This is a genomic window from Rufibacter roseus, from assembly GCF_001647285.1.
GTDB classification, from domain to species: Bacteria; Bacteroidota; Bacteroidia; order Cytophagales; family Hymenobacteraceae; genus Nibribacter; species Nibribacter roseus.
The window spans coordinates 110,219-129,260 of record NZ_LRML01000009.1; the positions used below are offsets into that span (position 1 = coordinate 110,219).

The window sequence follows — 19,042 nt, forward strand, 5'->3', positions numbered from 1 at the left end:
CAAAAACAGCTACTCTCTCTAAAAGAAAAGCTATTCCGTAAAGCGGATATCCTTGATGCGCAGCTGCAGCGTGATATTGCCCCGGAACACATTTTCTTCAACGCAGTAGCAAACATCAAACGGAATTCCTTTTTGAATGCGCGGGTAGAAATCGGCCATGCCGAACGCAATGGCATCAAATGAAATGTCACCGTCTTGGGTAAGGCGAAGCTTCAGGTGCGAATCTCCTACCACCCGCACAGAGCCGGTGTCATACACGCAGCGGCTCATGAACACCGGTGCCATGTTGCCTGGCCCAAAAGGCTCCATCTGCTTCAGAATGTTGAAGAATTTCTGAGTGATTTGGTGAAAATCCAGCAGCGCATCAATTTCTACCAAGGGCACTAGCTGTTCCTCCAGAATGGTGCTGGACACAATCTGCTCAAACCGTTCTCTAAATGCAGGTACGTTTTCCACTGGCATGGTTAAACCGGCGGCGTACATGTGGCCCCCAAATTGGTCTAGCAAATCAGAACAAGCCAAAATAGCCTGGTGTACATCAAACCCGTGCACTGAGCGGGCTGAGCCGGTTGCTTTTCCGTTAGACTCGGTGAGGATAATGGTGGGGCGGTAATATTTCTCAATGCAGCGAGAAGCCACAATGCCCACCACACCTTTATGCCAGGTTTCTTTGAACAGCACGGTTGAGCGGGCGCTACGCAGGAACTCATCGTCCTCAATCATCTGCAGAGCCTCTTTGGTGATGCTGGTGTCGTGCCCGCGGCGCTGCGAGTTAGAGAGGTTTATGTCTTGGGTTATGGTAAAGGCCTCTTCCTTGGTTTTAGCCAACAACATGGCCACAGAGCGCTTCGCATCACCCATACGGCCTGCCGCGTTGATACGGGGCGCGAATCCGAATACAATCTGCGTGATGTCCAGCTCAGAGCGCATACCAGCCAATTCTTTCAGCGCCTCCAGCCCCGGCCGCAACAGACCACCGCTGTTCATGCGCTGTAGCCCATGGTACGCCAGAATACGGTTCTCTCCGGTAATAGGCACAATGTCAGCGGCAATGCTCACTACCACCAAATCCAACAACTGGTAAAGCGGCTCCAGGTCAAAGCCCTGGCTAAGGCAAAAGGCCTGCATAAACTTAAATCCCACGCCACAGCCAGCCAATTCTTTATAAGGGTACGGGCAGTCGGCGCGTTTGGCGTCTAGCACGGCTACAGCCTGGGGCAATTCATCATCGGGCAAATGGTGGTCGCAGATAATGAAATCTATGCTTTTCTCATTGGCATACGCAATCTTATCAATGGATTTTACACCGCAGTCAAGAGAGATAATGAGACTGTAACCGTTTTCTTTGGCATAGTCAATTCCCTGAAAGGAAATGCCGTAGCCTTCAGAATAACGGTCGGGGATGTAATACTCTATCCGGTCTTGGAAGAAGGGCTGCAGAAAACTGTACACCAATGCTACTGAGGTGGTGCCGTCTACATCATAATCGCCGTAAATGATAATGCGTTCCTGTTGGTGCAGAGCCTTAACCAACCGGACTACGGCCTTGTCCATGTCTTTAAGCAGAAACGGGTCGTGCAGGTTTTCTAACGAGGGGCGAAAAAAAGCCTTTGCCTCCTCAAAGGTACAGATGTCCCGCTGGCAGAGAATGCCCGCCAACGTGCGGCCAATACCAAGGCTATCAACTATAATCTGTACTTTTGCGGCGTCCGGCGCTTCCTTTACTACCCATCGTTTCTGCATCGGCTCTGCTGCTTTGGTTATGCTAAGAGGTCGCAAAAATACGAAATAAGCGTTACAACCGGACACTCCTTTTTAAGGTTGACGTTGCGGCTGTTATTAATTGCTTTGATTAGCGTTTTCTGTTCATGAAAAAATTGAAAGAGTTTTACCACAAGTACAAAGATTACGGCTTGGTAGATGGGCTCATGTACCTGTCGTTCTTCCTGTTTCTGGCCCTTCTGTTCCTGTTTTTTGCTTAGGCGTTTTAGACTTGATTTTCAGAAAACAGTCCTAAAACACGCACACGGCAGCACCACAACCTTTGGCCTAGGCCTCTGCGTTTAAAAAGGACAGACTTTCAATTCATAGAGATATGATAAATGAAGTTTTCCCATCTACCAGAAACTGGATTAGCAAGCTGGCCGTCTGGGGTACTATTGTGGTTATTGCGGTGGCGCTGTCGTTTGAGGCACAGGCATCTGGCCCTACCGCAGTGAAAATTACCCTATTCATTTTCTCCCTCCTGATTGTTGGTCTGCTGCTCTGGATTTGGTTTGGCACTCACTACCGCATTTCAGGTAACACACTCCACTACCGTAGCGGCCCGCTCAGAGGATCCATTCCCATTAACAGCATCAGAAAAATCCAGCTGAACAAATACCTGTGGGTGGGGCTGCGGCCTGCACTGGGCACAGCCGGACTCATTTTGTATTACAACAAGTGGGATGAAATCTACTTTTCCCCTACAGAAAAAGAGCGTTTTGTGCAGCTGCTGATACAGGTAAACCCTAAGATTGTGGTGGAGTAATTTTATGTAACTTACCAGCTGCTCCTGTCTTATTGTTGGAACATGGTTATTGTAGGCTTCTTCGTCTTCTTAATTATTTACGCATTCTGTTACTATATCTGGCACAAGTATAAACAATGTGCCCGCAAGGAACTGTTCTTTAAAACGGGCAACTATAGAGCCTTCTCTGCAGTTATGGCCATTTTAGTAGTGGTACCTGCAGCCATTTATTTTCTACTACCGGATGTATCTCTCCAACTCACCCATTCTACCCATTACGTTGCCGAGCCTAACAATTTAAAAGAACTGCTCTGGAGCGGCAATTTCTATCTCTATTTTAAGTTGATTATTAGAGTCTTTTTAGAGAATGTTTCCACCGTCGCATTCATAGCCGCTTTCCTTATATTAGCTATGTGGTTCCTGTATATCATAAAGCTGGATATTTTTCATAAAGAAAAGCTAAGCATAACAATTCTCACTCTGGTACTGGGAATGGCCTTTTCTTTTTTAAGTATCTTTTTTGCTGATGCAGCCACCTTCGTTTTTGATATTTCTTACAGAAATGAGCCCTTCTATGACTTCTTTGTCTTTTGCTTTGCCCGAATTGGCTTGATTGAGGAAGGGGTAAAACTCTTTCCCGTTATTTTGATTTTGGCTTTCACCAGAGAGATAGATGAGCCATATGATATTATTTACTATGCCGCTGCCTCTGCCTTAGGCTTCGCTTTTATAGAGAACTTGGCCTATTTCAGCACCTTAGAAGATCAGGTAATCCAAAACAGGGCTTTGCTGTCAGTTTTTGGACACATTATGTTTTCCTCTTTTGCCGTCTATGGCTATGTGTTGGGCAAATACAAAACAGGAAATCATGTAGCAGGTTATTTTGTTCTTACTTATCTGGCAGCCGCCTTGGCACATGGTCTTTTTGATTTTCTAACCTTTATTGAGTTATTGCCTTTTCCTTACCTTCTCTTCTTTTTCTATGTGCTGGCTTGGACCATTATAGTGAATAACGCTATAAACAATAGTCCTTTCTTCTCTTATCAGGTGGTGTGGCAAACTGAAAAGCAGCGGTATTTTTTAGCTATTATGCTGAGCGCCATGATTGTTTTGAACTACCTGATTGACGTGGTACAGTTGGGCAAGCACAACGCTACCATTGAGTTTATTCCTTCCTTTTTCTTAGGCTTAGGTTTTGCATTTTTTTATGTAAGCAGCCTTATGAATTTTGACCTAGTGAAAGGCTACTGGCGCCCTATTAAACTTGACTATTACAATGAGCCACCTCCCTCAGATATGTACGGTTCGGGAGAGCATAGCCCCCTACTACTATTGAAAATGAATTTTCTGGCAGCCCAGAACATAGTAGACTACCATGTAAACTTAAAGGCTTCTCCCTATAATGATTGGCTGCTACAATGTCTTTTTCAAACTGAGGGGAAAATCATAGATCGTATTTGCATTAGGCAGCCAGAAGATGAAGGCTATGAAGTAGATCCAGACTGGTTTCTAGTAGAATTGGCTGGCGCTATCAACACAACGGACTATCACCCGCATCTGGTGCTGGTGAAGCTGAAAAATAAATCAGAATCACTGCTTCATGAAGAGTACGTAGAGTGTCAGTTAAAGCTCCTCCGGCAGAACTATAGCATGAACGGAAATAGAATAGATTATAGTCAGTGTAAATCTTGCGGTGATGTACGGTTAAGCTTGGCCACTCTACCAGCCTTTGTTCATGTATAAGTTACACTTTATCTCCCCGCAGCTTCCGCAGTCTCTTTCTGGCTTCGGCCACAAACACACTGCCAGGGTGCTTTACCAGCAGCTGGTTATAAAGGTCCTGTGCTTTTTGGGGCTGCTTCAGGTTCTCTTCGTTTAATTTGGCCAGCAGGAACAAAGCATCATCTGAAAGAATGTCGTACTTGGGGTTGTCTATAATTAGCTGGAGGTTTTTAGCGGCCTCTTCAAAGCGGCCCAGCTTCTGCAAAATTTCTGCTTTCTGAAAGTAGATCTCATCTGTGAGGGCGTGGCCGGGGTATTTGGTCAGCAGTTTATCTAGGGCAGAAAGGGCTTCTTCTTCTTTGTGCTGGAACACCAGAAAATCAATGGCCGCGTATTCTTTTAACGCCGTAGCAGAAGTATCAAGTCCGGTATTATCAATAATGAGCAGGCTCAAATCTAAGGCATCATTGGCAATTTCACGGCTGGTGGCCAGCTTCAGGATGTCAAGGTGGGCTTGGGCCAACTCAAAGTCGCCTTTGTAGTAACTAAGCTTGGCGTTGCGCAATTTCGCCTCGTGCCCCAGCGGCTGCTCTTTGTGCGATTTCTCAACCTGACTGTAGAGCAAGGTACTTTCCCACGGCTCACCATGTAACAGGTAAATGTCGGCTAGTACTAATTTGGCCTCGGCTACCACGTCTGGGTTTACCCTGGGCATTGAAATGACTTCTTGCAGGTTCTCAACGGCAGCATCTTTGTTGCCTAAGTAAAAAGCCTGCAACTCCGCCAAATTCTTTATGATTTCAGCAGTGGTATTGGTGCGGCTCATTTCTGAAATAAGCTTCTCATAGTCTTGGGCCAGCAGTTTAATCTTATCCTGATCTACCGGAAACGTGCTTTTCACCTGTTCTTCCCGCGCCTGAATGACCCGCTGCCGCGCCACTGGGTAAAAATTACCTGTTGGGTACTGTTGCATAATGTAGGTATACCCTTCAATGGCGGTAGCGTAATCTTTATTTCTAAGGCTAATATCGGCTAGGCTCAGTACTTTGGCCCCTCCGCCCTGGGTACGGCGGTCAAAGGCACGGGCCTGCATAAGGGCCATACCGAAATCTTTGCGTTGTAGTAGCGTCCAGATCAGGAGCTCCAGTACTTCTTTGCCGTCTGGGTTAGTTTGAATGGCAGTCATGAGCCGTTGTTCCAGTGCGCCGAGAGATTCCTCATCTCTTAAGGCATTTTGCAGCATATTCTGGGCGTAAGGCAATGGAACGGCCTCATTATTTACCTGCCTCAGAACTTCATCTATCAGCTTGTCTGTTTTGCGTTGGTATGAGTACAGCTGCAGCAATTGCCCCGCAAACAGCTTGTCATTTCCGCCTAGCTCACGCGCCCGCAGGTACGCCTGCTCGGCGTAGTCCATTAGATCTGCCTGCTGAAAGGCGGAGGCTATGCCGTATACATTTTCTGGGGTAGTGTTCTGCACAACCTGTGCCCACATCTTTTCTGCAGCGGCACCCTTGCCTGATGCCTGCAAAACCTTTCCCTCATCTATAGAAAAGTTGGGCACCCCAGGAAACCTTTTCTGGGCACGCTTCACTAACTTTTCGGCTTCAGGAAATTTACGCAGAGCCAGTAATGTCTTCAGGTACTCTGGATATACTATACCAAACTGGATGTCATGGTTTATCAGCTGGCTTAGCAGCACTTCTGCCTTGTCATACTCGCCTTTTCGCAGGTATTCCCTTGACAAGGCCATTTGTTCCGGAAAGCTTTGCGCGCTGGCTATCTCCGGCAAAGCAAGAAAACTCACCACACTTAGCAGACAAACAAGCATCAACCGTCTCATCATATTCTTCTTCTTTCCTTCAGGATAAAATCTTTTAACGTAGGTTCTGGTTTTACAATATACTGTTTTTGAGCTCTTTTTCAGAAAACAGGCCTAAAACGTAGTCTTGCCTCTAAAACAAAAGAGCCGCACTTTAAAAGTGCGGCTCTCTGAGATTTTATTTGGAACGCTGGCTTAGAAGAATCTTACCCGATTGTCTTCAATGTTCGCGTTTTTCTTAACGGCTTCATAAAGGGCAGCTTGAACACGGCCGTCTTTGGTAGCTTTCAACTGCTGTTTCACCGTAGCAAGGTCAGCAATTGGAGGAGCTGGGTTCAGGTTGGTCAGTTCCACAACAATTACACCGCCTTCGCCTACAATCACTGGAGTGCGCTCACCTGGTTTCAGACCGAACGCTCTACCCAAGGCTACTGGCTCTAAACCTAATCCAGGAATGTTAGGGCTAGCTAAAGTCACATCATTGGCTGGGCGTACAATGGCATCTGAGCCATATTTAGCTGCGGCTTCTTGTAGGTTTCCTTTCACTTCACCTAATTTAACCTTGATCTTCTCGGCTTTCAGCTGGTTACGTACGGCAACGGTTAATTCCTCACGTACATCTTCCACTTTGGCAGTTCCTTTTTCACGCTTACCAGTCAACACAGCTACCACATACTGGTCATCCATAGTGATCACGTGTGAAACGCTGCCTACTTTGGTGTCTTCGGCAAATGCCCAGCGTACTAGCTCACGCGCGTTCATCAGGTTGTTGACACCTCTGTCAGAAGCGGTAATGTTTTTGGCTTCTGCTTTGATCAAACCTTTTTCGTTGGCAACGGCTTTCTCAAACTCTTCTAAATTGCTGCTGTTAGCGGCAATGGCACCGGCACGGCTGAAGGCGTATTCACGTGAATCATCACTTGGGGTAATGGTGCGGGTAACCTGAGCCAGTTGGTAAGATTTAGTTGTTTTAGGAGCAGTTACTTTTACAATGTGGTAACCATATTCAGTTTCAACCAAGTTTGGCAGTAAGCCAGCGCTGTTTGTACCAAATACTGCTTTCTCAAAAGCTGGCACCATACGGCCTTCCGTAAACCAACCCAAGTCACCACCTACTGAGGCGGTTCCGTCTGTACCGTGCTGAGCGGCAAGGGCGGCGAAATCAGCACCTCCTTTGATTTGGTTTAAGATACCTTGTGCTTTTGCTTTAGCAGCAGCCTTGGCCTCTGGTGTAGTGTTATCTGGCTTAATCAAAATATGGCTGGCACGGGCAGAGGCAGTACCTCCGTCTTGCGAATCCATGATTTTGTACAGGGTGAAAGAACCATTGCTGGTAAAAGGACCATATACTTTGCCTTCTTCCAGGTTCTGGGTTTTCAGTTCTTCTGGCAATTGGCTTACAGGTACGTAAGCTCCATTGTAAGGAGTGTCAGACTCAGCTTTTACGAACAATGAATCATTGTCTGTGGCGGCAAAGCGAGAGACCAGTTCTGAAGTTTCAGTAGCGTAAGAGGCACTGTCGTCTTTAGACGGAGCAACCGGTACTGTTACATAGGCAATGGAACGACCCGCTTCTACTTCGTATTTTTTCTTGTTGTTGTTCAGGTACTCGCTCAGTTGGCTGTCGGTGACCTGTACGGTTGAATCTGGTATGCTGAAATAGGGAACAAACAGGTAGTTTAAGTTAGCGGTAGCTTTCTGTTCCATGTTATAGCGCTTGGCCTCAGCAGCAGTTACGTAGCTAGACAGCGTGAACAGGTTGAAGTACTTGTTGCGCAGGCGGTCATTGGCTAGATCATCTTCATACTGACGGATCATGGCCATCTGCTCTTGCGGCATGTTAGCCTGGTTGCTGAACAGCTCTTTTACGCGGGCATAGTCATACTCACCAGTTTGCGGGTTAGTAAACATTTGGCGCAAAGACGGGTGAATGTTGCGGCCTTGCCACATGTCAAAGCGCTCATCGTCAGAAACACCAATACCTACATCCTCAAATTGCTCTTCAAAAGAATATTTGAATACCAACTGGTTCCAGGTCTGCTCACGCAGGGCTGCTAATTCATTCTCGCTGGGCTGACGGCCATACTGGTTAGCATAGTTGTTTCTGGCCTGCTCAAACATTTGCTCAAACTCTTGCACAGACACTTCATGCCCTGCAATCTCACCTACTATCGTATCGTTTCCGAACAGCCGGGAATTTGGTCCCAGTAAGTCACCCAACACAATGAAAATAAGCAAGCCTATGGCAATTGCGCCAATGGCGAAGCTTGACTTCTCCCTAATCTTGTTAATTAATGCCATGTAAGTATTTGACGTATTTTAAGCGTTATGCAAAATAATCTGAATATGTGGTAAAATCAAAATATAAGTGCTTGAGCCCGTTTAAATTTCAAGATTTGTGCTTTAAAAACGCGAGGTTCAGCTCTTCACCTTAGAATTAAGGTCTCAAAATTGAAATCAAACTTTTTTAAGGGTAGAGCTATTCTTCTGGGGTAGTGGCCTTTTTGGCAAGATGCACCGTGTTTATGCGATGTTCATCCATTGAAAGAATTTTGATCTCAAAGGGAGCCACGCTAATCACATCGCCAGTTGAAGGAATTTCTTCCAGCACAGACAAAATAAACCCGCCTAAGGTTTCATAATCTCCCTCGGGCAGTTGCAACTGGTACTTCTCATTGAGGTAATCTATTTCCTGGCGGGCGCTGAACAGGTAGGTGCCTGGCTCTGGCAACGCTTGCTCCAGCAGGTCTTCCTCATCGTACTCGTCATTAATATCGCCAATAATTTCCTCCATCACGTCTTCTAGCGTCACAATGCCGGAAGTGCCGCCAAACTCATCTAGCACCAGCACAATGCTGCGGTGCTCCGTGATAAATTTCACGAACAGTTCACGGGCAAGCATATTTTCCGGCACCGCATCCATGGGCGTTAATATTTCCTCTAGGGTGGCGGGGTTCTCAAATAAGGAGAACTGATGGCAGTACCCTAAAATGTGATCCAGGGAATCTTGGTAGATCAGGATCTTGGAGTGGCCGGTTTCAATAAACTTCTCCCTGAGCACCTCAAGACCCTCGTCTACCTCAATAGCGTCTATTTCTGTACGAGGCACCATACACTCCCGCACCCGCACCGTTCTGAACTCCAAGGCATTGTGAAAAATCTTACTGTCTACCTCACTGGAGGGCACAAAACCGTACAGCTCATCTTCAGACGAGGGTACTTTCAGGCTGAAGGGCTGTAAGGCCAAGGCATTGGCTGCAAGATTTTGGCTGTTTTCGTTTTCTTTTTCAGAAAACAGGCCAAAAACAGCTCCCAGTAAAAACGTGATGGGGTAAAGCAGCAGAAAAAAAAGAGCAATAGGCGCCGCTAAAAGTTGTAGTACCTTTAATGGGGTTAGGAGAGAGGCCAACAAACCATTAAGCAGCAGCAGTAACCACACCAACAGAAAAGAGATAACCCCTGCTAGCATAGTAGCCACCGCAGCTTTTAATTCAAAATGCTCCTGCAATAGGGAGAGAAACCAGCCGTAACTGCCCGCGCCTAACAGCAGCAAACTGGCCGCCAAACCTAGTTGAAGGGTAAGAAACACTTGTTTCTGGCGGCGAAGCAAAAATTTGGTGAGGCTGTTGCCGCTTTCAACGGCTTCCAAATTCAGCACCACCTGCTCTGCCTGTCTAAGGGCTACTTCGGCAGTGCTAAATAGCAAGAGTAAGACAGCCCCTACTCCTATTAACATGTACAATGATATTATATCCATTAACCGGATTCAGAGATTAGGACTCTCTTTTGTTCATACGGAAAAGCATGAGAAAAATAACGGCTAGCATAAATATCCAGTAACTGGCCACAATACCGTCTATGGTAGAGCGGTGAATGCCAATTACCAGCGCCACCACCGCTAAGGCTAAATATATGGTTTGCTTTAAGCTCATTCTTTGATTTTGAAACTGCCCGTAAAATTCTTGATGGTGTAGTTTGAGAAGTCTTCATTAGAGGTAAGACCATGGCCTGTAGCTACCTCATCAGCACTGGTAATGCGCACAAATTTATCTGTGTAGATATTCCTTTTTCTACGGTCCCAGTACAACTCTTCGGTATTTAGCTGCTCATTCTTAACAGTATTTCTCACCACCACATCATTGCGCACGAAGTATTGGTCTTTGGCCTTGTCATACTTGCCGTACTTGGCAGATACCGTACTGGTAGGTTTCCCCTCTTCATAAAAAGTGATATGCATTCCTTTCGGATAGAGCACATCTCCGTTTTGCATATCTTGCTGCAAAGGAGCACTCATTTTCAGCTTGGTTTTGGCAGAATCACTATAGATGGTTTCTACATCATAGGTTTCAGAGGCTGGGCCGGTATACTCAACAGGCTTTACGGTTTCATCTGTTTTCTGACAGCCCCAACTGGCTACACACCACAAGGCTGCAAAAAAATACAGGACCTTAACCTTCACCTCCTTCTGGAGCGAATAAACCATTGCACGTACGGGTGAGTGTATGATCTGCAAGTTTTTTATGCTGCTGTTTATACTCTTTGTTACAAGCAAAGACAAGAGTTACCTCTGCTATAAATGCATCAGATACCGGAACAGTAGATTTGTCTTCTATTGTTCCGGTATCTGACTTATTCCTTTCAATATATAAAGCCAGCTTAGTCGAACCGGCGTTTAATGAACCAGCGGTTGTTAAACGTTACGCCTAGATTTACTCTGAAGAACTCTTCCTTTAAACCAGATTCTTTAGACTCTTGAATCCCAACAGTAAAGCTAGTGCTCAGCAATGCCTGCGTGTAGTCTGGAGGCCTTACACCTCTACCCACCGGAAATGACATACCTGCTGTTATGGCCATGTTGGTAAGGTTATGCGTACCACCGCTGGCTAACATTTCAGCTTTGCTGTAATAACCGCCTAAGCGGTAATTTACCCTTTTCAGGTAACTGGTTACGGAGCCTGGATCTGGGGTAAACTCAGTCCCAACCCCAATGCGGTAGCCATCGCCCATTTCCTGGGTTCCTTCGTTTTTACGGGCACTAAAACCATGGAAACTAGAATTCTGGTTGGCGGTATAGTCAATACCGGCAGACCAGTTACGGGCGTTATCAATACCAATACCCACCTGGAAAGACTGCGGCAGTGACGTAAAGCCATTTGTGCTGTCAGTAACTGTTCTAGAAATAAGAGCATCATCAAGATAACGACGCTCCTGGCTTACCATGCGGTCGGCGTCTAGAACTGTTTGAGCAGTATAGGTACCTCCCACGCCTAAATACACCCCGTCTTTTATTTTGTTCCGGTAGTGCAATCCTCCTTTGAACAAGAACCCGTTGTATTTGGTGGTGGTGTGAACAAGCGTTTTTTGCAAAGCGGCATTGGTGTCGTTGGCATCTACCAATACCGTAGAGGCATCACGGTCAATGGTGCCAAAAACATAAGAGCTTGTTAAACCCGCAGTGAAACCTTTGAAAAGAAAAAAGCTATTAGTGAAGAAAACCTCGTTCAAGCCGCCTTCTCCTTTGTACTCGGTATAGGTAGTAACTGAGGGAGCACCTTCTACTGGGCTGTTCAAGAAGGTAGTGTAGTTAACCCGGCTGTAAGGGCGTAAGCCAATCACGCTGTGCCAGCGGCGTGCCACCGGAATAGCCAATGTCAGATAACCTAAATTAGCAGTACCGTCCAATTGGGAATTTTGTCCGTCTGAAAGCTTTTTCAGCTCAGAGTTTACCGCTGCTTCAAAGGTTACAGCAGGGTTATAGTAACTAAGGGCGGGATTAATATCATTGAAAAGGGTGCCACTCACATTGAAGGCTGCCACTCCAACCTGCCCCATGCCGGCGTTACGAATACTCCCGGTTCCGTGGAACATCTCTCCTACGCCAAAACGTGAATAAGGAGAATTGGAGAGTTGTTGCGCCTGTACCTGAGTGCCAACAAATAAACTAGAAAGAAGCAACAGGGCGCGAAAAGGCTTATACATTATACTCTAAAATACGGTTTAACCCGATTAAAACCAATTCGGGAATGACAAAGATGCGTGCTTTTACTGTACTTTCAAAAAACCGGGCGTCGCCACCGCACAATATGACTGTCAACGGTTTGTACTGACGCTCATAATGCCGGATAAAGCCTTCTACCTCAGCCACGGCTCCGTACAAAACGCCACCGGTGATAGCGTCAGTGGTAGATTTTCCGGGTCGGGAAGGCAGCACATTGCCCGAAAGTTGAGGCAACTTACCAGTAAACGCATGAAGTGCCTTGTAACGCATATCCAGACCCAGAGAAATATTCCCGCCCTGAAAAACACCGTTCTCATCCAGCACATCATAGGTAATGGCGGTACCGGCATCTATAACCAGGCAGTTCTGGTTTTCGAATAGTTGATACGCTCCAACTGCCGCGGCCATACGATCTACTCCCAAGGTATGCGGTGTACCGTAATTGTTGGTTACCGGCACTGGCGTCTGGTTGTTAAAATACACTACCTGCCCTGCCACCGGCACCACCTGCTGCAGCTCTGTAGGCTCCGCACTGACCGACGAGACTATGGCATGCTGCACCTGCACCCCCGCCAATTCTTCCGCCAGCACAGACAACGTAGGGCAAGTAAATTCGCGCACCAAATGCCCGTCTTTGAAAAGACCAGCTTTGATGCGCGAATTGCCTCTGTCTACCGCCAGGTTCAGCATTTTAACAAAAAGCTGATTACATGAAGTATTTCAAGCGAACCACTTCTTTTTCAGAAAGGAATCGCCAGTTGCCTCTAGGCAAGTCTTTTTTAGTAAGGCCCGCATACTGCACACGGTCTAGGGTAACTACCTCATAGCCCAGGTGCTCGAAAATGCGGCGCACAATGCGGTTGCGGCCAATATGTATTTCCAGACCTAAAAACTTCTTGCTGTCGCCAATCAAGGCCACGTCATCTACCTCGGCTTTGCCATCTTCCAGCTCTACGCCTGCCTGCACTTTCTTGAAGTCTTCCTCAGTAATGGGCTTGTCTAGCTCAACCTGGTAGATTTTGGAAACGTCGTTTGACGGGTGGGTTAGTTTCTGGGCAAGCTCGCCGTCATTGGTGAACAGCAGCAAACCGGTGGTGTTACGGTCTAAGCGGCCTACTGGGAACAAACGCTCTTTAGAAGCATTCTTTACCAACTCCATCACGGTTTTGCGACCCTCAGGGTCTTCGGTAGTGGTGATAAAGTCTTTCGGCTTGTTCAACAACACGTACACCGTTTTCTGGCGGTTCAGGGTCTTGCGGCCGTAAGTAACTGTGTCATTAGGCCCTACGCGGTATCCCATTTCGGTCACCACTTCGCCGTTTACCTTGATTTCGCCAGAGGCAATAAGCTCATCGGCTTCGCGGCGAGAGCAGATACCGGCATTGGCAATGTAGCGGTTCAGGCGCCACTCTTCGTTGCCGCCCTCCGGGTTACGTTTCTTCTGGCGCTCTTCGTAACGCTTCAGGTTATACTGCGGCGCATCTTGCACATCGTCAGTGTTTCTTCCACCACGCTCTTCACGCGGCCCGAAGCTTTTAGGTGCTCTCTCAAAACGGCCACCTCTGTCTGGGCGCTCGTTCCGGTCTGGGCGATTGCCACGGGCAGAACGATCATCGCGATCAGGACGGTCAAAGGAACGGCTGCGGTCTCTTCCTCCACGGCCTTCGCGGTTGAACGATCGGTCTCCTTCTCTTCTGGCTGGACGGTCAAAGTTGTTTTCGCCCTGATTTCCAGAAAACGAGTCATTTTCACGGTCTCTGCGCGGGCGGTCTTCAAAACGGTTGCCTCTGTCATTGTCACGGCGTTCGCCGCCACGGGAGAATCGGTTTTCTTCACGGTCAGCACCGAAGCCTGGTTTCCGGAAGCCACCTTCTCTACGGTCACCACCGCGTGCTGGGCGGCTGTCGTCGTTGCGGTTGAAGCCACCGCGGGCTGGACGGTAAGTATCACCTCCGCGCTCGCCACCTCTTGAAAAGTCTCCTTCTGGTCTGCGGCCTGGTATGTTTCCGTCGGCTCTGCGTGGAGGGTTGTCATCGCCACGGCGAGGTCTTCTGCCAGATGGGCGGTCACCTCCTCTTGCCGGACGAGAATCATCTCCACGGCGGGCAGGGCGGTCATCACCTCCGCGTGCGCGGAAATCAGAACGGTCGTTATTGCCTCTGTCTGGTCTATCAAATCCCCGAGCTGGGCGGAAGTCTCCACCCCGGCGATCGTTTTCTCTTCTAGGTGCTCTTTCGCGGTCTTCGCGGCGGCTGTTTACTTCACCGTCTGCATCGTCTCTTCTGTTGCGGAAACCACCCTCTCGGTCGCCGCTTTCGGGGCGGTCAAAGCGGGTGCCTCTGCCAAATACTTTTTTATCGCCGCCGGCGGAGTTTCCCCGCAGGCGGTTGTTGCCTTCTTGAGGCATATCTTCATTTCTAGCCATGTTGTGTTGAAAAATTGCAGTATCGCTACTGTATAAAGAAGTGTGTAATGCGGATTATTGTGCGGCGGCTTCGCCGATGGTATTCTCTTCCGGCGCCAGGTCTCTAAGCTGCGGAAGGTCTCTGAGGTGGTTCAGGCCAAAGTACTCCATGAATTTCTGGCTGGTGCCAAATAATACCGGACGGCCAATGGTATTTGCCTTGCCTTTAATCTCCAGCAGGCCTTTTTCTAGCAGGCGCTGAATGGCGTAGTCGCAACTAACGCCTCTGATCTGCTCTACCTGAGAGCGGGTAATAGGTTGTTTGTAGGCAATAATTGCCAAGGTTTCCAGAGCAGAAGCAGAAAGCTTCTTCTTTGATTTGTGCTTGAGCAAAATGCTTACCGAATCTTGGTAAGCAGGTTTGGTTAAAAACTGATACCCACCCCCAATGGCATAAATCTGAAAAGCAAAAGCATCGGTAGAGAATTGAGCATTCAGCTGCTCAATTCCCTCCAATACATCACTCACGCTCACCTCAATTACCAGCGCTTCAGAAAGGCATTTCTGCAGTTCCTCAATAGACACCGGTGAAGTGGCACAAAAAATCAGGGCCTGAAGATGGTTCAGTAACAGGTTCAAATTAGTATTCTGTTTAATTAATCGATGCGATTCATTTTCGCCTCAATGGTGTGCTGCGTGTGCGGCACGGCCTTTAACCGCTCCTTAGGAATAAGTTTACCGGTTTTGATACATACCCCGTAGCTTCCGTTTCTGATGCGGATAAGGGCATTCTCTAACTGCTGAATAAACTTAAGCTGTCTTGAAGCTAATTGGTTTAAGCTTTCTTTCTCCTGGGTGTCTGCACCGTCTTCCAACACTTTAGAAGTAGAGGCGGTGTTATCAGTACCAGAGTCATTGCGTCTGCTCAACGTTTCCTTGATAAAGGCAACTTCCTTGCGGGCGTTGTTCAGTTTCTCAATGATTATTTCCTCGAATTCGTTCAACTCCTCCTGGGAATACCGTTGTTTTTCTTCACTCATGGCTGTACTGTTAGTAACGGGTTTGTATAGTTTGTTAGTTTAATTTAATGCGGTTTAGCTTAACTGAGTTCCCTAGTTTAAAGTAAGTCCCCCTGCCGCAGCACCGCTGTAGTAGTAATTTGGTACTCAATAGAGAGGCTTTTTCAAGAAAAATCCCTCCTAATTTTGCGCAAAAATACAGTTATTATTTCTTAAAACTATGCAGACAGTCAAAATGATAGCTGAATTTTACAATTACATAGCTTTATCTTAACAGAACCTGATCCTTTTTTGAGCCTACGCCCATCAGTGAGGTTTGGCATCATTTATGAATTAATGGTAGCACCAATGTTTACTACCATGAAAAAAGCACTTCTCTTTCTGTTCATATTCTTTGCCGCTATAGGTTTGAATCCCTCAGCCAGTGCACAACAAGTTACAATAAAGGCTAATATTTTGAGCCCAGTAGTGAAGACAGGTTCCTTTTTTGCCGAATACGCTGTCTCGCCCAACCTAAGCGCTCAGTTAGGTTATTTTCAGTCAGGCATTAAAATAAAGGAGACCAGCTTTGATGGCTTTGGCCTTACCCCTGAGGTGCGCTATTTTTTTAGTGGTCAGGCTCCGTCTGGTTTGTATGGCGCTGGCTATGTGCGCTACCAAAACTTTGACCTCACCCGCCAAGACACCCAATCCAAAGGCTCTCTTACTTCTTTTGGCGCCGGCGGCCTACTGGGCTATCAGCTGATCATTGGGAAGCATTTTGTCATTGATGCCTTTGCTGGGCCTGGTTTTAATGCCGCCAATGTGAACGGCGGCAACAGTGAAAAAGACTTTAACCTGGGCACTTTCAGCGGCTTTAGCCCGCGTGGAGGACTGTCTGTAGGCATTGCGTTTTAGCGTTGTTTTTCTGAAAGTAAGCCAAAAACAAAGGCCAGCCGAGTTACCGGCTGGCCTTTGTTTTGAAAGAAATCTCTTCGCTTAGCTAAAAAGACCCACCATTTGAATGGCAGTTACTGCGGCCTCCACTCCTTTGTTGCCGTGTTTTCCGCCGGCGCGGTCCCAGGCCTGTTGCTCATCATTGGTGGTGACCAGACCAAATATAACGGGCTTATTGAACTTCAACCCTACCTGAGTCAGGCCTTGGGCTACGGCATGGCAGATGTAATCATCGTGCTTCGTTTCGCCTTTGATCACTACACCCAGTGCGATAACGGCATCTATTTCATAGCTCTGGGCTAGCAGCTGAGCCCCCAGCGTAAGTTCAAAAGAACCTGGCACTGTGTTGCGGTGAATATTTTCTGCCTTTGCCCCGTGTTTGATCAGCGTGTCATAGGCACCGTGGCATAGCGTGTCAGTTATTTCTTTGTTCCATTCTGCTACTACCAACCCAAATTTTTTACCTGAAATGTCAGGAAGGTTGTCTGAATTATAATCGCTTAGATTTTTAAGGGCGCTTGCCATCTTGCTGTAGGTTAGGGAAAATGAATCCTGATCTTAGTCTTGGTTTTAGGCTGATTTGCTAAAAACGAGCCGGAAACGGTTCTACGCAAATTTGCATAAAAAAGCGGAGCAGCGGCCTAAATAAATTAGGTTGCTGCTCCGCTTTACTTTATTTCTTTGTGCAGGAATTAGTTAGCTAATTCTTCGGCCCGAGCCTTGAATTTTTTAGCGTCGTTCACTTCCTGACTTACAGGGTAGTTCTCAATAATACGGCCATACACCTCAGCGGCTTCGGCATTTTTGTTAGCGGTCTCCAGAGCCAAAGCGGCTTTCATGAGGTACTGCGGCGAAAAATAATCGTTGGCTTTGTGTTCAGCAGCTTTGGTATACAACTCAGCGGCCTCTTCGGCTTTTCCTAGCTCTAACTGGGCATCACCTTGAAGGCTATAAGCACGGGCCTGAAGCAACAAATCATCAGATTTGAACTCCTCTAAATAATTCAGAGCCTCTTGGAACTGACCTTGCTTTAACAAGGCTATACCAGCGTAGAAGTTTGCAAGGTTACCTGCTTTGGTGCTACCGTACTCATCGGCAATTTTCTTGAAGCCGGCATACTGGCCGTCACCATTGATGGCTTTATTCAACGAGTCAGCCTCTAAATAATATTCTGCCTGAAACATAGCAGCCAGCGCTTCTTCGTTCTGATTCTGGCGGTTCTGGTAAAACAGGAAACCACCCACCACAGCGGCAGCTATGGCCACAAAAATCCCGATCAGCAAATTCTTGTGACGGGTCACAAAATCCTCCGACCCTCCTACAAGGCGATCAGCCAGGGCATCTGGGTTTTCCACTAGCTCTAAGTCGCTCTCTTGCTTCATTGTTTTAATTGACATCAGTAAGTATAAAAATAATATTAAATGCTGCTACACAAAGCCTTGCCCGCTGAACCCCAAATATCTCTGGTGCGTTCCCCGCCTGGCAGCTTTTTTAGACCATCACGTACGGATAGTCTTTTTCTACATATATATCTGTGTATAATTCTTCAGGCTCTGGGTAAGGAGAGTTTTCTGCAAATTCCACTGATTCCTGCACCTGCGCCTTGATTTTAGCATCAATTTCTTCCAGTTCCTGCTCAGTGGCGAATTTATTCTCCAGAATGGTGTAACGCACGCTCTCAATAGGATCTTGGTTACGGTAGTTCTCCAGTTCCTCTTTGGTGCGGTACTTAGCCGGGTCAGACATAGAGTGGCCTTTGTAACGGTAAGTTCTGAACTCTAGGAAGGTTGGACCTTCACCGGCGCGGGCACGCTCAGCGGCACGGGCTACAGCATCATGCACATCTTCGCAACGCATGGCGTTTACCGGCTCAGATGGCATGTCATAGCTCAAACCTAATTTATACAGATCAGTTACGTTTGAGGTGCGTTGTACAGAAGTACCCATGGCGTAACCGTTGTTCTCTACTACAAAGATTACCGGCAGTTTCCATAGCATGGCCATGTTGAAAGCCTCATGTAAAGCACCTTGGCGTACGGCACCGTCGCCCATGTAAGTAATACACAGGTTACCGGTTTTGTTGTATTTCTCGGCAAACGCCAAACCAGCACCTAGCGGCACCTGAGCGCCTACAATACCGTGGCCGCCCACAAAGTTTACTTCTTTATCAAAAATGTGCATGGAGCCACCTTTGCCTTTTGAGCAACCGGTAGCCTTGGCAAAAAGCTCGGCCATAACCGCGTTTGGCGAAGTGCCTAGCCCCAGTGGGTGTGCGTGGTCACGGTAAGCGGTAATCCATTTATCGTCTTTGGTAAGGGCGGTGATAGCTCCAGCCGCACATGCTTCTTGCCCAATATATAAGTGGCAAAAACCTTTTATTTTCTGCTGACCATATAACTGGCCTGCTTTTTCCTCAAATTTGCGCATGAGTTGCATCATCTCATACCAGCGCAGGTAGGTCTCTTTTGAAAATGAAGGGGCACCTTTTACCTTTGTCTTCTTCGCTGCTTTCGCGTCCGCCATATCTTATGTCTGTTGTTCGTAAGGATTAAATCAAACGTACGGAATTTCAAATATTGCCATTCAACTGCTGAATTAGCGATAGTTTTGTTCCGTAAGGCATTATAACATG

The 19,042-nt window shown here is 47.2% G+C and carries 17 protein-coding genes; 3 read left to right on the forward strand and 14 right to left on the reverse strand.

Annotated elements, in window-relative coordinates; all coding sequences use genetic code 11:
* Positions 1 to 30: 30 nt before the first annotated feature.
* Entirely contained in the window at positions 31 to 1,743 is a 1,713-nt protein-coding gene (gene recJ / locus A8O23_RS14420; RefSeq protein WP_066622447.1) for a single-stranded-DNA-specific exonuclease RecJ, read from the reverse strand.
* A gap of 352 nt (positions 1,744 to 2,095) precedes the next feature.
* Here recJ and A8O23_RS14425 point away from each other — a divergent pair, with 352 nt between their 5' ends.
* Both A8O23_RS14425 and A8O23_RS14430 read left to right on the forward strand, forming a co-directional pair.
* Positions 2,096 to 2,530, forward strand: a complete 435-nt coding sequence (locus tag A8O23_RS14425) for a PH domain-containing protein (RefSeq protein ID WP_066622449.1) — start codon at positions 2,096 to 2,098, stop codon at positions 2,528 to 2,530.
* A gap of 174 nt (positions 2,531 to 2,704) precedes the next feature.
* The gene (locus tag A8O23_RS14430) at positions 2,705 to 4,252 is read left to right on the forward strand and encodes a PrsW family intramembrane metalloprotease (protein ID WP_161486745.1); all 1,548 of its coding nucleotides are present in this window, start codon (positions 2,705 to 2,707) and stop codon (positions 4,250 to 4,252) included.
* 1 nt (position 4,253) lies between these two features.
* On the opposite strand, the gene A8O23_RS14435 is transcribed toward A8O23_RS14430, so the two are convergent.
* The 10 genes from A8O23_RS14435 to A8O23_RS14475 form a co-directional block, all read right to left on the reverse strand.
* Positions 4,254 to 6,077: a tetratricopeptide repeat protein gene (locus tag A8O23_RS14435; RefSeq protein WP_066622453.1), complete on the reverse strand. Its 1,824-nt coding sequence runs from the start codon at positions 6,075 to 6,077 to the stop codon at positions 4,254 to 4,256.
* A gap of 171 nt (positions 6,078 to 6,248) precedes the next feature.
* Entirely contained in the window at positions 6,249 to 8,354 is a 2,106-nt protein-coding gene (locus A8O23_RS14440; protein WP_066622454.1) for a peptidylprolyl isomerase, read from the reverse strand.
* Between the two features lie 178 nt (positions 8,355 to 8,532).
* Positions 8,533 to 9,789 (reverse strand): hemolysin family protein, encoded by a 1,257-nt coding sequence (locus A8O23_RS14445; RefSeq protein ID WP_239693412.1) that lies wholly within the window; start codon positions 9,787 to 9,789, stop codon positions 8,533 to 8,535.
* A 37-nt stretch (positions 9,790 to 9,826) separates the two neighbouring features.
* Complete coding sequence (locus A8O23_RS21630) at positions 9,827 to 9,985, reverse strand: hypothetical protein (protein ID WP_161486746.1); 159 nt, start codon at positions 9,983 to 9,985, stop codon at positions 9,827 to 9,829.
* Complete coding sequence (gene lptC / locus A8O23_RS14450; RefSeq protein WP_239693413.1) at positions 9,982 to 10,566, reverse strand: LPS export ABC transporter periplasmic protein LptC; 585 nt, start codon at positions 10,564 to 10,566, stop codon at positions 9,982 to 9,984. Before lptC ends, A8O23_RS21630 begins: the two co-directional genes overlap by 4 nt.
* A gap of 143 nt (positions 10,567 to 10,709) precedes the next feature.
* Entirely contained in the window at positions 10,710 to 12,032 is a 1,323-nt protein-coding gene (locus A8O23_RS14455) for a hypothetical protein (protein ID WP_066622458.1), read from the reverse strand.
* A complete protein-coding gene (locus A8O23_RS14460) occupies positions 12,025 to 12,741 on the reverse strand; it encodes a type III pantothenate kinase (protein WP_082883077.1) in 717 nt (238 codons plus the stop codon). Before A8O23_RS14460 ends, A8O23_RS14455 begins: the two co-directional genes overlap by 8 nt.
* A 16-nt stretch (positions 12,742 to 12,757) precedes the next feature.
* The gene (locus A8O23_RS14465; protein ID WP_066622459.1) at positions 12,758 to 14,476 is read right to left on the reverse strand and encodes a pseudouridine synthase; all 1,719 of its coding nucleotides are present in this window, start codon (positions 14,474 to 14,476) and stop codon (positions 12,758 to 12,760) included.
* Positions 14,477 to 14,530: 54 nt separating this feature from the next.
* Positions 14,531 to 15,094 carry an SMC-Scp complex subunit ScpB gene (scpB, locus tag A8O23_RS14470; RefSeq protein ID WP_066622460.1) on the reverse strand — a complete coding sequence of 188 codons (564 nt, stop codon included), beginning with the start codon at positions 15,092 to 15,094 and terminating at the stop codon, positions 14,531 to 14,533.
* 17 nt (positions 15,095 to 15,111) lie between these two features.
* Entirely contained in the window at positions 15,112 to 15,495 is a 384-nt protein-coding gene (locus A8O23_RS14475) for a TraR/DksA family transcriptional regulator (protein ID WP_066622461.1), read from the reverse strand.
* A gap of 339 nt (positions 15,496 to 15,834) precedes the next feature.
* On the opposite strand from A8O23_RS14475, the gene A8O23_RS14480 reads away from it, so the two are divergent.
* A complete protein-coding gene (locus A8O23_RS14480) occupies positions 15,835 to 16,371 on the forward strand; it encodes a DUF3575 domain-containing protein (protein WP_066622639.1) in 537 nt (178 codons plus the stop codon).
* An 81-nt stretch (positions 16,372 to 16,452) separates the two neighbouring features.
* On the opposite strand, the gene ribH is transcribed toward A8O23_RS14480, so the two are convergent.
* From ribH to pdhA, 3 genes are all read right to left on the reverse strand, one after another.
* Entirely contained in the window at positions 16,453 to 16,935 is a 483-nt protein-coding gene (gene ribH / locus A8O23_RS14485; RefSeq protein ID WP_066622463.1) for a 6,7-dimethyl-8-ribityllumazine synthase, read from the reverse strand.
* A 167-nt stretch (positions 16,936 to 17,102) separates the two neighbouring features.
* Positions 17,103 to 17,792 (reverse strand): tetratricopeptide repeat protein, encoded by a 690-nt coding sequence (locus A8O23_RS14490; RefSeq protein WP_239693414.1) that lies wholly within the window; start codon positions 17,790 to 17,792, stop codon positions 17,103 to 17,105.
* Positions 17,793 to 17,901: 109 nt separating this feature from the next.
* Positions 17,902 to 18,933, reverse strand: coding sequence for a pyruvate dehydrogenase (acetyl-transferring) E1 component subunit alpha (gene pdhA / locus A8O23_RS14495; protein ID WP_066622467.1), 1,032 nt, complete (start codon positions 18,931 to 18,933; stop codon positions 17,902 to 17,904).
* Between the last annotated feature and the right edge of the window lie 109 nt (positions 18,934 to 19,042).

Coding starts and splice junctions, on each gene's coding strand:
- recJ (WP_066622447.1), bottom strand. CDS start 1,743: ATGCAGAAACGATGGGTAGTAAAGGAAGCGCCGGACGCCGCAAAAGTA.
- A8O23_RS14425 (WP_066622449.1), top strand. CDS start 2,096: ATGATAAATGAAGTTTTCCCATCTACCAGAAACTGGATTAGCAAGCTG.
- A8O23_RS14430 (WP_161486745.1), top strand. CDS start 2,705: ATGGCCATTTTAGTAGTGGTACCTGCAGCCATTTATTTTCTACTACCG.
- A8O23_RS14435 (WP_066622453.1), bottom strand. CDS start 6,077: ATGATGAGACGGTTGATGCTTGTTTGTCTGCTAAGTGTGGTGAGTTTT.
- A8O23_RS14440 (WP_066622454.1), bottom strand. CDS start 8,354: ATGGCATTAATTAACAAGATTAGGGAGAAGTCAAGCTTCGCCATTGGC.
- A8O23_RS14445 (WP_239693412.1), bottom strand. CDS start 9,789: ATGTTAATAGGAGTAGGGGCTGTCTTACTCTTGCTATTTAGCACTGCC.
- A8O23_RS21630 (WP_161486746.1), bottom strand. CDS start 9,985: ATGAGCTTAAAGCAAACCATATATTTAGCCTTAGCGGTGGTGGCGCTG.
- A8O23_RS14455 (WP_066622458.1), bottom strand. CDS start 12,032: ATGTATAAGCCTTTTCGCGCCCTGTTGCTTCTTTCTAGTTTATTTGTT.
- A8O23_RS14460 (WP_082883077.1), bottom strand. CDS start 12,741: ATGCTGAACCTGGCGGTAGACAGAGGCAATTCGCGCATCAAAGCTGGT.
- A8O23_RS14465 (WP_066622459.1), bottom strand. CDS start 14,476: ATGGCTAGAAATGAAGATATGCCTCAAGAAGGCAACAACCGCCTGCGG.
- A8O23_RS14475 (WP_066622461.1), bottom strand. CDS start 15,495: ATGAGTGAAGAAAAACAACGGTATTCCCAGGAGGAGTTGAACGAATTC.
- A8O23_RS14480 (WP_066622639.1), top strand. CDS start 15,835: ATGAAAAAAGCACTTCTCTTTCTGTTCATATTCTTTGCCGCTATAGGT.
- ribH (WP_066622463.1), bottom strand. CDS start 16,935: ATGGCAAGCGCCCTTAAAAATCTAAGCGATTATAATTCAGACAACCTT.
- A8O23_RS14490 (WP_239693414.1), bottom strand. CDS start 17,792: ATGAAGCAAGAGAGCGACTTAGAGCTAGTGGAAAACCCAGATGCCCTG.
- pdhA (WP_066622467.1), bottom strand. CDS start 18,933: ATGGCGGACGCGAAAGCAGCGAAGAAGACAAAGGTAAAAGGTGCCCCT.